The sequence below is a fragment of the Pseudomonas sp. NFACC05-1 genome (genome assembly GCF_900100135.1).
GTDB classification, from domain to species: Bacteria; Pseudomonadota; Gammaproteobacteria; order Pseudomonadales; family Pseudomonadaceae; genus Aquipseudomonas; species Aquipseudomonas fluorescens_Q.
Window position 1 is genome coordinate 206,504 of the sequence record NZ_FMTR01000004.1, and the last position, 15,745, is coordinate 222,248.

General features: G+C 61.2%; 14 protein-coding genes and 1 pseudogene. 13 read left to right on the forward strand and 2 right to left on the reverse strand.

The window, feature by feature from the left end; all coding sequences use genetic code 11:
* Positions 1-43: 43 nt before the first annotated feature.
* The 10 genes and pseudogenes from BLO97_RS09275 to BLO97_RS09320 all read left to right on the forward strand — a co-directional run bounded on the left by BLO97_RS09275 (position 44) and on the right by BLO97_RS09320 (position 10,534).
* On the forward strand, positions 44-799 hold the full coding sequence (locus BLO97_RS09275; protein WP_003204973.1) for a DeoR/GlpR family transcriptional regulator: 756 nt from the start codon (positions 44-46) through the stop codon (positions 797-799).
* Positions 800-1,035: 236 nt separating this feature from the next.
* A pseudogene (locus tag BLO97_RS31875) lies at positions 1,036-1,173 on the forward strand (transcriptional regulator); the annotation flags it as partial.
* Between the two features lie 320 nt (positions 1,174-1,493).
* Positions 1,494-3,032, forward strand: coding sequence for a glycerol-3-phosphate dehydrogenase (gene glpD, locus BLO97_RS09285; protein ID WP_092145144.1), 1,539 nt, complete (start codon positions 1,494-1,496; stop codon positions 3,030-3,032).
* A 448-nt stretch (positions 3,033-3,480) separates the two neighbouring features.
* A complete protein-coding gene (locus BLO97_RS09290) occupies positions 3,481-4,395 on the forward strand; it encodes a glutamate/aspartate ABC transporter substrate-binding protein (RefSeq protein WP_063324639.1) in 915 nt (304 codons plus the stop codon).
* Positions 4,396-4,585: 190 nt separating this feature from the next.
* A complete protein-coding gene (locus tag BLO97_RS09295; RefSeq protein WP_063324638.1) occupies positions 4,586-5,332 on the forward strand; it encodes an amino acid ABC transporter permease in 747 nt (248 codons plus the stop codon).
* Positions 5,332-6,003, forward strand: coding sequence for an amino acid ABC transporter permease (locus BLO97_RS09300; protein WP_063324637.1), 672 nt, complete (start codon positions 5,332-5,334; stop codon positions 6,001-6,003). The genes BLO97_RS09295 and BLO97_RS09300 overlap by 1 nt, the downstream gene beginning before the upstream one ends.
* Complete coding sequence (locus tag BLO97_RS09305; RefSeq protein WP_003204983.1) at positions 6,000-6,734, forward strand: amino acid ABC transporter ATP-binding protein; 735 nt, start codon at positions 6,000-6,002, stop codon at positions 6,732-6,734. The genes BLO97_RS09300 and BLO97_RS09305 overlap by 4 nt, the downstream gene beginning before the upstream one ends.
* A gap of 212 nt (positions 6,735-6,946) precedes the next feature.
* Positions 6,947-8,851, forward strand: coding sequence for a two-component sensor histidine kinase AauS (locus BLO97_RS09310; protein ID WP_092345643.1), 1,905 nt, complete (start codon positions 6,947-6,949; stop codon positions 8,849-8,851).
* Positions 8,848-10,176: a two-component response regulator AauR gene (locus BLO97_RS09315; RefSeq protein ID WP_063324635.1), complete on the forward strand. Its 1,329-nt coding sequence runs from the start codon at positions 8,848-8,850 to the stop codon at positions 10,174-10,176. The genes BLO97_RS09310 and BLO97_RS09315 overlap by 4 nt, the downstream gene beginning before the upstream one ends.
* Positions 10,177-10,204: 28 nt before the next feature.
* Entirely contained in the window at positions 10,205-10,534 is a 330-nt protein-coding gene (locus tag BLO97_RS09320; RefSeq protein WP_170862026.1) for a GlpM family protein, read from the forward strand.
* Between the two features lie 50 nt (positions 10,535-10,584).
* Here the strand turns inward: BLO97_RS09320 and BLO97_RS09325 are convergent, their stop codons facing one another.
* Complete coding sequence (locus BLO97_RS09325; RefSeq protein WP_092145142.1) at positions 10,585-11,199, reverse strand: NAD(P)-dependent oxidoreductase; 615 nt, start codon at positions 11,197-11,199, stop codon at positions 10,585-10,587.
* A gap of 201 nt (positions 11,200-11,400) precedes the next feature.
* Entirely contained in the window at positions 11,401-12,279 is an 879-nt protein-coding gene (locus tag BLO97_RS09330; RefSeq protein ID WP_092345645.1) for an MBL fold metallo-hydrolase, read from the reverse strand.
* Between the two features lie 111 nt (positions 12,280-12,390).
* Between BLO97_RS09330 and BLO97_RS09335 the strand changes: the two genes are divergently transcribed.
* The 3 genes from BLO97_RS09335 to gcvH all read left to right on the forward strand — a co-directional run bounded on the left by BLO97_RS09335 (position 12,391) and on the right by gcvH (position 15,739).
* Positions 12,391-13,296, forward strand: a complete 906-nt coding sequence (locus tag BLO97_RS09335; RefSeq protein ID WP_092345647.1) for a LysR family transcriptional regulator — start codon at positions 12,391-12,393, stop codon at positions 13,294-13,296.
* A gap of 129 nt (positions 13,297-13,425) precedes the next feature.
* Positions 13,426-14,934, forward strand: coding sequence for a sigma-54-dependent transcriptional regulator (locus BLO97_RS09340; protein WP_063324630.1), 1,509 nt, complete (start codon positions 13,426-13,428; stop codon positions 14,932-14,934).
* Positions 14,935-15,355: 421 nt separating this feature from the next.
* A complete protein-coding gene (gcvH, locus tag BLO97_RS09345) occupies positions 15,356-15,739 on the forward strand; it encodes a glycine cleavage system protein GcvH (RefSeq protein WP_003205000.1) in 384 nt (127 codons plus the stop codon).
* Positions 15,740-15,745: the final 6 nt, after the last annotated feature.

Below are 15,745 nucleotides of genomic sequence, written 5' to 3' on the forward strand. Positions count from 1 at the left end.
GGCATCATGGGCAAATTTTGTACGGCAGCCCAAAGGAAGCCCCATGAATCTGCCTCCCCGCCAGCAGCAAATCCTCGAACTGGTCCGCGAACGCGGCTATGTCAGCATCGAGGAAATGGCGCAGCTATTCGTCGTCACCCCGCAAACCATTCGCCGCGATATCAACCAACTGGCGGAGGTGAACCTGCTGCGTCGCTACCACGGCGGCGCCGCCTACGATTCAAGCGTGGAAAACACCGCCTACGCCATGCGCGCCGATCAGATGCGCGACGAGAAGCAACGCATCGCCGAAGCCATCGCCGCCCAGATCCCCGATCATGCCTCGCTGTTCATCAACATCGGCACCACCACCGAATCCATTGCCCGGGCGCTGCTCAATCACAACCATCTGAAGGTCATCACCAATAACCTGCACGTGGCTTCGATCCTCAGTGCCAAGGACGACTTCGAAGTCCTGATCGCTGGCGGCAACGTACGGCGTGACGGCGGCGTGGTGGGCCAGGCGAGCGTCGACTTCATCAACCAGTTCAAGGTCGACTTCGCCCTGGTGGGCATCAGCGGGATCGATGAAGACGGCAGCCTGCTGGACTTCGACTATCAGGAAGTACGGGTTTCCCAAGCCATCATCGCCAACGCCCGGCAAGTGCTGCTGGCGGCGGACTCCAGCAAGTTCGGACGCAATGCCATGGTCCGCCTGGGCCCCATCAGCCTGATCGACTGCCTGGTGACCGACCAGCAACCGGTGCCGGCCCTGGCGCAGTTGCTGAGCCAGCACAAGATTCGCCTGGAAGTGGTCTGACTGCATCCAAGTCTCCCTGTGGCGAGGGAGCTTGCTCCCGCTGGGTGGCGCAGCCGCCCCCAATGATCTGACGCGACCTTTCAGGCACACCGCGCCAGCCGGTTTTACGACCGCTTCGCAGCCGAGCGGGAGCAAGCTCCCTCGCCACAGGGTTAACCATGCCTCCAAACAGTTATGTGTTCAGCCGAGGGGCTGGGTTACGACGAGCAGATGAACTCCAGGCGCTTGCCCCATTCCGTGAACATGGCATGAGCCAGAGCGACTTGCCAGGCGTTGGTACCCAGTCGGTGGTATCGGAGGTTTTGAGCGGTAAGCGTCAGCTCAATTTGAGGCAGATCCGCTGGCTGGCCGAGCGCTTCGGTGTAGCGCAGTGAAATACCGACCTGCTTTTGTGGCGAGGGAGCTTGCTCCCGCTCGGCGGCGCAGCCGTCGTAAAACCGGTTGACGCGGTCTGCCTGGAAGACCGCGTCAGTCCATCTTGGGGCGGCTGCGCCGCCCAGCGGGAGCAAGCTCCCTCGCCACAAACGCACTTCACCAGTAACTTTTTTGTTCGAAAATTTTCCTTTCAGCTTCCTTTGATCAGTATTTTCAATCGAAGTCAGCTGGCTGTTGCGGTCTTTATGGGCTAGTATTTTCGCAAATGAACATTTATGTTCGAATTCAAATATTGCGAAAAAGAGCCCGAGGCCAGCCGATGCCCACTTCTACCTTGCCTACGCCCCCTCTCGCCGAGATTTACGACATCGCCGTCATTGGTGGCGGGATCAACGGCGTGGGGATTGCCGCGGACGCTGCCGGTCGCGGTCTTTCGGTGTTCCTTTGCGAAAAGGACGACCTGGCCAGCCACACATCGTCGGCCAGCAGCAAGCTGATCCACGGTGGCCTGCGTTACCTCGAACATTATGAATTTCGCCTGGTGCGCGAAGCGCTGGCCGAGCGCGAAGTGCTGCTGACCAAGGCCCCGCACATCGTCAAGCAAATGCGCTTCGTATTGCCTCACCGCCCGCATCTGCGCCCGGCCTGGATGATTCGCGCCGGCCTGTTCCTCTACGATCACCTGGGCAAGCGTGAGCAGCTCGCCGGCTCCAAAAGCCTGAAGTTCGGTGCCGACAGCGCATTGAAAAGCGAGATCACCAAAGGTTTCGAATATTCCGACTGCTGGGTCGACGATGCGCGGCTGGTGGTACTCAACGCCATGGCCGCCCGGGAAAAAGGCGCGCACATCCACACCCGCACGCGCTGCGTGAATGCCCGCCGCAGCAAAGGCCTGTGGCACCTGCACCTGGAACGTGCCGACGGCAGCCTGTTTTCGATCCGCGCCAAGGCACTGGTCAACGCCGCCGGCCCGTGGGTCGCCAAGTTCATTCGCGATGACCTGAAGCTGGAATCGCCCTATGGCATCCGCCTGATCCAGGGCAGCCACCTGATCGTGCCGAAACTCTACGAAGGCGAACATGCGCACATTCTGCAGAACGAAGACCAGCGCATCGTGTTCACCATTCCGTACCTTAACCAGTTCACCCTGATCGGCACGACTGACCGCGAATACACCGGTGACCCGGCCAAAGTGGCGATCACCGAGGGTGAAACCGACTACCTGTTGAAGGTGGTCAACGCCCACTTCAAGAAGCAGATCAGCCGCGACGATATCCTGCACAGCTATTCCGGTGTACGCCCGCTGTGCAACGACGAATCCGACAACCCATCGGCCGTGACCCGCGACTACACCCTGGCGCTGTCGGGTGGCGGTGAAGAAGCCCCCTTGCTGTCGGTGTTCGGCGGCAAGCTGACCACCTATCGCAAGTTGGCCGAATCGGCGATGGCGCAACTGGCCCCGTATTTCACGCAAATGCGTCCGGGCTGGACCGCCGTAGAGGCCCTCCCCGGCGGCGAAAACATGACCACCCCGCAGGCGCTGTGCTCGGCGATCCGCGACAAGTTCGACTGGCTGCCAACCGACATCGCACGCCGCTGGGCCACTACCTACGGCAGCCGCACCTGGCGCATGCTCGAAGGCGTGCACAACCTGGGCGACTTGGGTGAGCACGTCGGCGCCGGCCTCTATACGCGCGAAGTCGACTACCTGTGCAGCGACGAGTGGGCCGTCGATGCCCAGGACATCCTGTGGCGCCGCAGCAAGCTGGGCTTGTTCACCACCCCGGTCGAGCAGGAGAAACTGCAGCAGTACCTGGACAAGGTCGAGCACAACCGCCGCAAGATCGAAGCGGCCTGACGGATATCCCGCAAAACCCAAAGCCCCTGAATCCAGCGATTCAGGGGCTTTTTGCTATCTGGCGTGCACCTCCGCCCCCCTGTAGGAGCGAGCTTGCTCGCGATGAGGCCAGCACATTCAACCCTGTATGGGACCGACACACCGCTATCGCGAGCAAGCTCGCTCCCACAATGGATCGAGACGGGCTCAAGCCATTCGGTTTTCCGAACATGACCCGCCCGTCAGTTCGGCTAACCGGATAAAGCAGCCCGCGTAAACCTGAAACAAAACATTAATTACCATATAAAACAACAAGTTAAACAGACAGCCCTGGCCTGGCACGAGTCATGCTCTACACTTCTGGAGACGAATGCCTGTACGCCAACACAACAGGAGCTGCCAGGCACTTCGAAGTACTCAGGGCCGACAAACCGGCCGAAATAAAAAAAACAATGTCGAGGAAACATCGATGCGTATCGTTCCCCATCTCCTGGGCGCAGCCATGGCTGCCGCTCTGATCAGCACCCCGGTTTTCGCAGCCGAACTGACCGGCACGCTGAAAAAGATCAAAGAGTCCGGCGTTATCACGCTTGGCCATCGCGACGCTTCCATTCCGTTTTCCTACATCGCGGACGCTTCCGGCAAACCGGTTGGCTACTCCCACGATATCCAGATGAAAGTCGTCGAAGCACTGAAAAAAGACCTGGACCTGCCCAACCTGCAGATCAAATACAACCTGGTCACCTCGCAAACCCGTATCCCACTGGTGCAGAACGGCACCGTGGACCTGGAATGCGGCTCCACCACCAACAACGTCGAGCGTCAGCAGCAGGTTGACTTCTCCGTTGGCATTTTCGAGATCGGCACCAAGCTGCTCTCCAAGAAAGATTCCAAGTACAAGGATTTCGACGACCTCAAGGGCAAGAACGTCGTGACCACCGCCGGCACCACGTCCGAGCGCATTCTCAAGGCGATGAACGCCGACAAGCAGATGGGCATGAACGTCATCTCCGCCAAGGACCATGGCGAATCCTTCCAGATGCTGGAATCGGGTCGTGCCGTCGCGTTCATGATGGACGACGCCCTGCTGGCTGGCGAAGCCGCCAAGGCCAAGAAAGCCGATGACTGGGCCGTGACCGGCACCCCACAGTCCTACGAAATCTATGGCTGCATGATGCGCAAGGGCGACGAGCCGTTCAAAAAAGCTGTCGATGACGCCATCAAGGCCACCTACGCTTCGGGCGAGATCAACAAGATCTACGAAAAATGGTTCATGCAACCTATCCCGCCAAAAGGCCTGAATCTGAACTTCCCGATGAGCGACGAACTCAAGGCACTGATCGCCAAGCCGACCGATAAAGCGGCTGACGACAAGAAATCCTGATTTCTGACTAACCTTATCCCCTGAAAGGGCCCGGCCCTTTCAGGGGATGGTCACTCCCTGCTGGCAAATCTGGAAACACTCGAACCGGTGGCTGTCGAGCCGATCGCGTGTGCCTGGCCTTCAAGTCGGGCGGGAACGGAGTTTCCCCAGGCGGGCATTTGTACATCGAACGATCTGAGGGGAGACCCTAATGAATTACAACTGGGACTGGGGCGTGTTCTTCAAGTCCACCGGCGTGGGCAGCGAGACCTATCTCGACTGGTACGTGTCCGGCTTGGGCTGGACCATCGCCATAGCCATCGTAGCCTGGATCATCGCCCTGCTGCTCGGCTCGATACTAGGCGTCATGCGTACCGTGCCGAACCGGCTCGTATCGGGTATCGCCACGTGCTACGTGGAGCTTTTCCGTAATGTGCCGCTGCTGGTTCAGCTGTTCATCTGGTACTTCCTGGTGCCGGACCTGCTGCCCGCCGATATGCAGGAGTGGTACAAGCAGGACCTGAACCCGACCACCTCGGCCTACCTGAGCGTAGTCGTGTGCCTGGGCCTGTTCACCGCCGCCCGTGTTTGCGAACAGGTGCGTACCGGTATCCAGGCGCTGCCGCGCGGCCAGGAATCCGCCGCCCGTGCCATGGGCTTCAAGCTGCCGCAGATCTACTGGAACGTGCTGCTGCCCCAGGCCTACCGGATCATCATTCCGCCGCTTACCTCGGAATTCCTCAACGTCTTCAAGAACTCCTCCGTGGCCTCGCTGATCGGCCTGATGGAGTTGCTCGCGCAGACCAAGCAGACCGCCGAGTTCTCCGCCAACCTGTTCGAAGCCTTTACCCTGGCCACGCTGATCTATTTCACCCTGAACATGAGCCTGATGCTGCTCATGCGCATGGTCGAGAAGAAAGTCGCGGTGCCCGGCCTGATCTCCGTGGGGGGTAAATAATGGAATTCGACTTCACTGGCATCATCCCGGCCATTCCCGGTTTGTGGAACGGCATGGTGATGACCCTCAAGCTGATGGCCTTGGGAGTGGTCGGCGGGATCATCCTCGGCACGATCCTGGCGCTGATGCGCCTGTCCCATAACAAGCTGGTCTCCAATATCGCTGGCGCCTACGTCAACTATTTCCGCTCGATCCCGCTGCTGCTGGTGATCACCTGGTTCTACCTGGCGGTACCGTTCGTGCTGCGCTGGATCACCGGCGAAGATACGCCGATCGGGGCATTCGGTTCCTGCATCGTGGCGTTCATGATGTTCGAAGCGGCGTACTTCTGCGAAATCGTCCGGGCTGGCGTGCAGTCGATTCCCAAGGGCCAGATGGGGGCCGCCCAGGCACTGGGGATGAATTACGGCCAGACCATGCGCCTGATCATCCTGCCCCAGGCGTTTCGCAAGATGACCCCGCTGCTGTTGCAACAAAGCATCATCCTGTTTCAGGACACCTCGTTGGTCTACACGGTCGGCCTGGTGGACTTCCTCAATGCTTCGCGGGCCAGTGGCGACATCATCGGCCGCTCCAATGAGTTCCTGATCATCGCAGGTCTCGTGTACTTCACCGTCAGCTTTGCCGCCTCGCAGCTGGTCAAGCGTCTGCAAAAAAGGTTCGCCGTATGATCTCTATCAAGAACATCAACAAGTGGTATGGGGACTTCCAGGTACTGACCAATTGCAGCACCGAGGTCAGCAAAGGTGAGGTGGTGGTGGTGTGCGGGCCGTCCGGTTCCGGCAAATCCACGCTGATCAAATGCGTGAACGCCCTGGAACCGTTCCAGAAAGGCGACATCGTGGTCGATGGCACGTCCATCGCCGACCCGAAGACCAACCTGCCGAAACTGCGCTCGCGCGTGGGCATGGTGTTCCAGCATTTCGAACTGTTCCCGCACCTGACCATCACCGAAAACCTGACCATCGCGCAGATCAAGGTGCTGGGCCGCAGCAAGGAAGAGGCCACCAAGAAAGGCTTGCAACTGCTTGAGCGGGTCGGCCTCTCGGCCCACGCCCACAAGCACCCGGGCCAGCTCTCCGGCGGTCAGCAGCAGCGCGTGGCGATTGCCCGTGCCCTGGCGATGGACCCGGTGGTAATGCTGTTCGACGAGCCGACCTCGGCTCTCGACCCGGAAATGGTCAACGAAGTGCTCGACGTGATGGTGCAACTGGCCCACGAAGGCATGACCATGATGTGCGTGACCCACGAAATGGGCTTCGCCCGCAAAGTGGCGAACCGGGTGATATTCATGGACCAGGGCCAGATCATCGAAGACTGCAAGAAAGAAGAGTTCTTCGGCGACATCAGCGCCCGTTCCGAACGCGCGCAGCATTTCCTCGAGAAAATCCTGCAGCACTAAGCGCCACGTCCTTTGGAGCGGCTCCTGTGGCGAGGGAGCTTGCTCCCGCTGGGTCGCGCAGCGACCCCAAAACCGGCGAATGCGGTGTACCTGGCATACTGCATGAGCCGATTATGCGACTGCTTCGCAGCCGAGCGGGAGCAAGCTCCCTCGCCACCGGACCGGGTTCGAAGGGCGGCCGCCGCCACACTGGTTGACCCAAGGCTTCTGTGATGAAATGCGACCCCACCCTCTATCGCGCCGCGCCGCCATCACTCGCCGTGAAACCCCGCCTGATCCGCCATCTGTTCCTGCCGCCACTGGTCATTGCCCTGATGATCGGCCTGGGTTACCTCGGCTTCTGGATCAGCGAGCACTATGGCGTACGTGGCCTCGCCGAGAATGGCGAGCGCCAGTTGGAACTGCACGCCCGTGCGGTCGAGAGCGAGATCAGCAAGTACACCTACCTGCCCAGCCTGCTGGAGCTTGAGTCAAGTGTCTCGCAACTGCTCGACGACCCGACACCCGAGCACCGCAAGATCGTCAATGAATACCTCGAAGGCCTTAACCGTCGCAGCCGCAGCCGGGCCATCTACGTGATGGACACCACCGGCCGGGTGATGGCCACCAGCAACTGGCGCGATGTCGACAGTTACCTGGGCGAAGACCTGTCCTTCCGCGCCTACTTCCAGAATGCCGTGCGCGGCCAGCCGGGGCGCTTCTACGGAATCGGCAGTACCAACGGCGAACCCGGCTACTACCTGGCCCATGGCTTGGAGCAACAAGGCAAGATCATCGGCGTCGCCGTGGTCAAGGTGCGCCTCGAAGCCCTTGAGGAACGCTGGCAACGTGCACGGCTGGAGGCGTTCGTCAGTGATGAGAACGGCATCATTATCCTGTCCAGCGACCCGGCGCGACGGCTCAAGTCGGTTCGCCCCCTGAGCGACGACACCAAGGAACGCCTGGCCCGCAGCCTGCAGTACTACTGGTTCCCGCTCAATGAACTGGTGCCCCTGGCCCGGGAACGCCTGGCCGAAGGCATGGAGAAGCTGACGTTCCCGGCCAACAGCGAACTGGTGTCCGACGAGCGCGCCATCAGCTACTTGTCGCAGACCCGGCCCTTGAGCGATACACCGTGGAGTTTCACCCTGCTGACCCCACTTGAAGACCTGCGTCGCCAGGCGATCAACCAAGGCATCCTGGTGGCCGTGGCCTTCGCCCTGGTGGCATTCCTGTTGATCGCCTGGAACGAACGGCGCAAGGTCATCGCCACCCGTCTCGCGGCCCGGGAAGCCTTGCAGCAAGCCAACAACCAGCTCGAGCGTCGGATTACCGAACGCACCACCGACCTGCGCGCCAGCAACGAACGACTCAAGGGCCAGATCCGCGAGCGGCGACAGGCCGAAGAGACCTTGCGCCGGGCCCAGGACGAATTGGTCCAGGCCGGAAAACTGGCTGCCATCGGCCAGATGTCCACCAGCATCGCCCACGAACTCAACCAGCCGCTGGCGGCACTGCGCACCTTGTCCGGCAACACCGTGCGCTTCCTGGAACGCGGCCAGCTGGATATCGCCAGCGCCAACCTCAAGACCATCAACGATTTGATCGACCGCATGGGCCGGATCACCGCCAGCCTGCGCTCCTTTGCCCGGCGTGGGGACGACCAGGGCCAGGCCAGCCTCGGCAATGGAGTCGAGGCCGCGCTGCAACTGCTGGGCGCTCGTCTTGAAAGCTTGAACATCCAGATTCATTCCAGCTTCGACGACGTCCAGGTGCAAATTGACCAGACGCGCCTGGAGCAGATCCTGGTGAACCTGATCGGCAATGCCCTGGACGCCATGCAGACGCAACCCGAACCGCAGCTCTGGCTCGAAGGCCAGGCCGGCGATGGCAAATATCGCCTGCGCGTGCGGGATAACGGCCATGGCATTGACCCAGAAGCACGCAAGCATCTGTTCGAACCCTTCTTCACCACCAAACCCGGCGAACAAGGCCTGGGCCTGGGCCTGACGCTTTCCGCCAGCCTGGCCGCTGCCACGGGTGGATACCTGGGCGTCGAACACCCGGTCGAGGGCAGTGGAACCACGTTTGTCCTCAGTTTACCGTTGGTAAGCCTTTTACCTGCCGAGCCGCTATGAACAACGACCTGAGCGTATTGATCGTCGAAGACGACCCCCATGTCCTGCTGGGCTGCAAGCAGGCACTGACCCTGGAAGACATTCCCTGCATCGGCGTGGGCAGCGCCGAAGAGGCCCTGGAGCGCGTCGACGATAACTTTGCCGGCATCGTCATCAGCGACATTCGCCTGCCGGGCATCGATGGCCTGGAACTGCTGACCCGACTCAAGGCGCGGGACCGCAGCTTGCCGGTGGTGCTGATCACTGGCCACGGCGACATCTCCATGGCCGTCGGCGCCATGCAAAAAGGTGCCTATGACTTCATGGAGAAGCCCTTCTCCCCTGAACGCCTGGTGGACGTCGCCCGCCGTGCCCTGGAGCAGCGCAGCCTCGCCCGGGAAGTGTCGTCGCTGCGTCGGCAATTGGCCGAACGCGATTCCCTGGAAGGCCGGATCATCGGCCGCTCGCCCGCCATGCAGCACCTGCGCGCGCTGATCGCCAACGTCGCCGACACCTCGGCCAACGTGCTGATCGAAGGTGAAACCGGTACTGGCAAGGAATTGGTCGCCCGTTGCCTGCATGACTTCAGCCGACGCCACGACAAGCAGTTCGTCGCACTGAACTGCGGCGGCCTGCCAGAGAACCTGTTCGAAAGCGAGATTTTCGGCCACGAGGCCAATGCCTTTACCGGTGCCGGCAAACGCCGGATCGGCAAGATCGAGCACGCCGATGGCGGCACGTTGTTTCTCGACGAAGTGGAAAGCATGCCCCTGCCCTTGCAGATCAAGTTGCTGCGCGTGTTGCAGGAACGCACCCTAGAGCGCCTGGGTTCGAACCAGAGCGTGGCCGTGGATTGCCGGGTGATCGCCGCCACCAAGTCCGACCTGGACGAAATGGGCCGGACCGGGCAGTTCCGCAGCGACTTGTATTACCGCCTCAACGTGGTGACCCTGGAACTGCCGCCCTTGCGCGAGCGACGCGAAGACATCCTGCAACTGTTCGAGCATTTTCTCCAGCAGTCGTCCCTGCGCTTCGACCGCACGGTGCCGGAGCTGGACAACCAGACCCTGTCGAACCTGATGAGCCACGACTGGCCGGGCAACGTACGCGAACTGCGCAACGTCGCCGAGCGTTACGCCCTGGGCCTGCCGGCGTTCAAGCGCTCCGGTGCCAGCGGCGGCAACCAGGGCCTGGCTTTCGCCGAAGCAGTCGAAGCCTTCGAGCGCAACCTGCTGGTGGACGCCCTGCAACGCAGCGGCGGCAACCTGACCCAGGCCAGCCAGGAGCTGGGCATGGCCAAGACCACGCTGTTCGACAAAGTCAAAAAATATGGCTTGAGCCATTAATCAACTGGGCGGGAAACCTGTGGATCTGATTTTCAAGGCAGCGCTCGGTGCAGCCGTGGTGGTCATCCTGGCAATGCTGGCCAAGACCAGGAACTATTACATCGCCGGGCTCGTGCCACTGTTCCCGACCTTCGCCCTGATTGCCCATTACATCGTCGGCAAGGGCCGTTCGGTGGATGACCTGAAGACCACCATCGTGTTTGGGATGTGGTCGATCATTCCGTACTTTGTCTACCTGGCGACGCTGTATGTGATGGTCGACCGCATGCGCCTGGAGGCGTCCCTGGCCGTGGCGGCGGTGGCGTGGTTGATGGCCGCGACGGTGCTGGTCAGCGTCTGGGTGAGAGTCCATGGCTAAATAAACTGTGGCCCCCATGTGGGAGCCACCCTGCTCGCGAAAGCGCCCGATCAATACCCGACGGTAAACCGTGTGCGCGAAAACTGCGGCGTTTCCACTTCATCGATCATCGCAATGGCGTAATCGGCAAAGCTGATCCAACTACGCCCGGCGTCGTCGAACAGCAAGTGATCCTTGCCGAGACGGAACTGCTCCGTGCGCTCGGTTTCGACGAACTCCGCCGAAGGCGAAAGGAAGGTCCAGTCCAGGTCCTGCTCCTGACGCAGTACGTCCAGGAACAATGCTCCGGCGCTGGCTTCGGCCAGGTATTCCTCCGGGAAGCCATCGCTGTCGATCACACGGCTGTTATCCGGCAGCAACAACGAACCCGCCCCACCGACGACCAGCAAACGCTTGACCCCAGCGGCTTTCACCGGCGCGATGACCTTGTCGGCCGGCACGGTGGCAAAGTGCGCCGCGCTGATCACCACATCGTGATCGGTCACCGCCGCCGTCAACGCCTCGCTGTCCAATACATCCAGTTGCTTGCTGACCACACCGGCCCTTTCACCGATTTTCGCGGTGTTGCGGGCAATGGCCGTCACGCTGTGGCCACGGCGCAGGGCTTCTTCCAGCAATTGGCTGCCGGCGCGACCGGTGGCTCCGATGATTGCGATTTTGCTCATGGTGTTCTCCAGTGATTAGCGATGTTGAATACATGCTCTTGTGGCGAGGGGATTTATTCCCGCTGGACTGCGAAGCAGTCCCCTAATGCATCACATGCAGCAGGCCTGATGTAACTTGATCAGCCTTCTCAGGACCGCTTCGCGGTCCAACGGGGATAAATCCCCTCGCCACAACTGTGTGCTCGCATTACAAACTGTGGTTCACCACTTCATTTCGCCCTTGGCAACCTTGGCGCTGAGCTCCAGGGAGCTGTCTTCACCCAGGTCCGGATAGCGTAGTTTCATGGCACGGATCAGCGCGGCGGAATCCTTGGCCTTGGCGGTTTCTTCGTCGAAAGCCCTGATGTAGTCGGCGGTGAAGCGCACCGGGGCCAGGGAACGGGCGCTGTCACTCAGGTAGTGACCTGGAATCACCGTACCCGGTTGCAGTTTTTCAATGTTGGCGAGGGTCGCCAGCCAATCCTTGTGAGACTGCGGCGTCTGGGTGTCAGCCATCCACACATGAATGTTCTCGGCCACCACCACACCGCCTACCACGGCCTTGATCGACGGAATCCACACGAAACTGCGGTCCGGCTGTGGGCCATCCAGGCCGACGACCTGCAAGCGCTGGCCTTCCAGGGTCAGGCTGTCGCCCTTGAGCACCTGGGGCACGATGGCTTTGGCCGGGGCATCGGTCTTCAGGATCGGCCCCCAATATTTCAGCTTGCCGTCCATGGTCTGCTTGATGTGCTCGACAGTCGGTGCGGACGCCAGCACCTTGGCCTCAGGAAACGCGGCAACCAGGGTTTCCAGACCAAAATAGTAGTCTGGATCGCCATGGCTGACGTAGATCGTGGTGAGTTGTTTGCCGCTGGCGCGGATCTTTTCCACGACCTGCACGGCTTGGGACTTGCCGAACTGGGCGTCTACCAGGATCGCCTCCCTCTCGCCGCTGACCAATACCGAGGTCACCGGAAAAATCGCTGCCGCCCCTGGGTTGTAGACGTCCAACGTCAGGTCCGCAGCCCAGGTGTGTGTGGCGAACGCCAGCGAGGCGGTCGCCAGCAACAGGCGCTTGAGTGGGGTGAATGCGGTCATGGGTGCTCCATTGTTCAAAAGCCCGAAGGGAATGAGACGAAGCTTAGTGACCTGATTCATTTCAAAAAATGCGATGATCCAACATAGTTTGTTTCTGAAATCGGGCAGATCATGGATCGTCTACAAGCAATGCGGGTGTTCGTCACGGTGGTGGACCTGGGCAGTCAGTCGGCGGCGGCCGAGCATCTGGACCTGTCGCGCCCAGTGGTGTCGCGGTATCTGGCGGAGCTGGAGGACTGGGTCGGTGCCCGGCTGATGCACCGCACCACCCGCAAGCTGAGCCTGACGGCCGCAGGCACGGAGATCCTGCCGCGGTGCCGACAGATGCTGGAGCTGTCCGGCGACATGCAAGCCGCCGTCAGCACCCCGGACGATGCGCCACGGGGCATGTTGCGTATCAGTGCCAGTACCTCGTTCGGCCAGGCCCAACTGGCGAGCGCCATGGCCGAATACGTCAAGCGCTACCCAGGGGTGAGCGTCGACCTGCAGATGCTCGACCGCACCGTGAACCTGGTGGATGAGCGCATCGACCTGGCGATCCGCATGAGCAACGACCTGGACCCGAACCTGATTGCCCGTCGCCTCACGGTCTGCCGCTCGGTGATCTGCGCCTCGCCACAGTATCTGCGCGAGCACTCGACACCGCTGCGAATGGAAGACCTGAGCCGACACAACTGCCTGACCCACTCCTACGTCGGCAAGAGCCTGTGGCATTTCGAGCAGGACGGCGAGCAGGTCTCGGTGCCGGTGCAAGGTAATATCAGCGCCAACGAAGCCAGCACATTGCTTCAAGCCACGATAGCCGGTGCCGGCGTGGCCATGCTGCCCAGCTACCAGGCCGGCGCCCATATCAAGAACGGCGAACTGATCCGCCTGCTGCCCCACGCCGAACCCCGCCGGATGAACATGTACGCGGTGTACGCCTCACGCAAGCACATGCCCTCGGCGCTGCGCAGTCTGCTGGATTTCCTGGTACAGAAATTTCCCGAGGTACCGGAGTGGGATGTGGGGTTGTAGAACATATTCGCCTCACCACCGTCCCCCTGTGGAAGTTCGGTGTGTTTCTCAAGAGTTGCACCAGGATTTCACCAATAGCCCGCCCCAAGGCATACTTGCGGCCCTCCGAGTTCCAGAACCCATCGCCCCATGCGTATCCACGTCAGTTTCATCGACCGCGTCGGCATCACCCAGGAAGTCCTGGCCTTGCTCGGTGGACGCAATCTAAACCTGGATGCGGTGGAGATGGTGCCGCCCAACGTCTACATCGACGCCCCGACCCTCAGCCCGCAAGTGCTCGACGAGTTGCGCGAGGCGCTGTTCAGCGTGCGCGGCGTGCAGGCGGTCACCGTGGTGGACATCCTGCCGGGCCAGCGTCGGCACTTGCAGCTCGATGCCTTGCTCGCGGCCATGACCGACCCGGTGCTGGCCCTGGACAGTGCCGGCAAGGTGCTGCTGGCCAATCCGGCGCTGATTGCCCTGTACGGGCGTGAACCGGCCGGGGAAAGCGTGGCCGAGCTGTTCGGTGACGAGGCATTGCTGGACGCCTTGCTGGAGAACGGTTTTCGCTTGCCGCTGCGGGAAATCACCCTCAATGGCCAGACCTTGCTGCTGGACGCTACGCCCATCACCGATGCCGGCGCGCTGCTGACGCTGTATCAGCCGAACCGCATCGGCGAGCGCCTGTCGGCATTGCATCACGATCACGCCGAAGGCTTCGACGCGCTGCTGGGCGAATCCCCGGCAATCCGCACCCTCAAGGCCCGGGCCCAGCGGGTCGCGGCGCTGGACGCACCACTGCTGATCCAGGGCGAAACCGGCACCGGCAAGGAACTGGTGGCCCGGGCTTGCCATGCCATCAGCGCCCGTCATGGCGCACCGTTCCTGGCCCTGAACTGCGCGGCATTGCCGGAGAACCTGGCCGAAAGCGAACTGTTCGGCTATGCCCCCGGCGCCTTCACCGGCGCGCAACGAGGCGGCAAGCCGGGGCTGATGGAGCTGGCGAACCAGGGCACGGTATTCCTCGATGAAATCGGCGAGATGTCGCCGTACCTGCAAGCCAAGCTGCTGCGCTTCTTGAACGATGGCAGCTTCCGCCGGGTGGGCGGCGACCGGGAAATCAAGGTCAACGTGCGGATCCTCAGCGCCACCCACCGCAACCTGGAGAAAATGGTCAGCGAGGGCTCGTTCCGCGAAGACCTGTTCTATCGCCTGAACGTGCTCAATGTCGAAGTCCCGCCGCTGCGTGAACGCGGCCAGGACATCCTGCTGCTGGCGCGTTATTTCATGCAGCAGGCCTGCGCGCAGATCCAGCGCCCGGTCTGCCGCCTGGCCCCCGGCACGTACCCGGCCCTGCTGGGCAACCGCTGGCCGGGCAACGTGCGGCAATTGCAGAACGTGATCTTCCGCGCCGCCGCCATTTGCGAAAGCAGCCTGGTGGACATCGGCGACCTAGACATCGCCGGCACCTCCGTCGCGCGCCAGGGCGATGTGGAAGTCGAAAGCCTGGAACAGGCCGTGGAAAACTTCGAGAAGCACCTGCTCGAAAGCCTCTACGTCAACTACCCCTCCACCCGCCAGCTCGCCAGCCGCCTGCAAACTTCCCACACCGCGATTGCCCATCGGTTGCGCAAGTACGGGATTTCCGGGAAGCCATAAACCCGCCGCAGTCCCCCTTGTGGGAGCTTGCTCGCGATGACGGTCGCCCAGCCAGCCATAGGTTGACTGACACACCGCTATCGCGAGCAAGCGCCCACAGGGTTCTGAGTTGCGGTCGAAATCATGTCAAAAACGACCTCCACCTGTACTGAAAGCGCTACAGTGGAACGATATCGCTACACTCATCGCCAAGCAGCGCTGCGCAAGGCTTTGATCCCACAACGATTTTATCCGGCCTCCCAGCTGTAGCGATTTCGCTACAGCTAAGTCGATCCAAGTTTCGACAAAACCAATCAAGCCATTGATATATAAGCACTTATTAACATTGGCCGCATTCTTGCTATGGGTATTAGCATTCGGCCGGGCCAAGCCCCGCGCCTTTCTTCGCGTCCACCAGACGAATCTGGCCCCAGGAGTTTCCATGAGCGAGTTGCGTTTCACTGAAGATCACGAATGGCTGCGCACCGAAGCCGACGGCAGCGTTACTGTCGGTATTACTGCGTTTGCCCAGAACGCCTTGGGCGATGTGGTCTATGTTCAGTTACCGGAACTGCAAAGCTACGACAAGGGTGCCGAAGCCTCCACCGTGGAATCGGTGAAAGCAGCCAGCGGTGTCTACATGCCACTGGACGGTGAAGTGCTCGAGGTGAACCCGGCCCTGGAAAGCAATCCGGAATTGGTCAACGAAGATCCCCTGGGCGATGGCTGGTTTTTCCGTTTCAAGCCAGTCAACGCCGCTGCCGTTGGCCAACTGCTGGATCAGGACGCCTACGACCGCCTGATCAAAGCCAACGCCGAAGCCTGAGGAGCG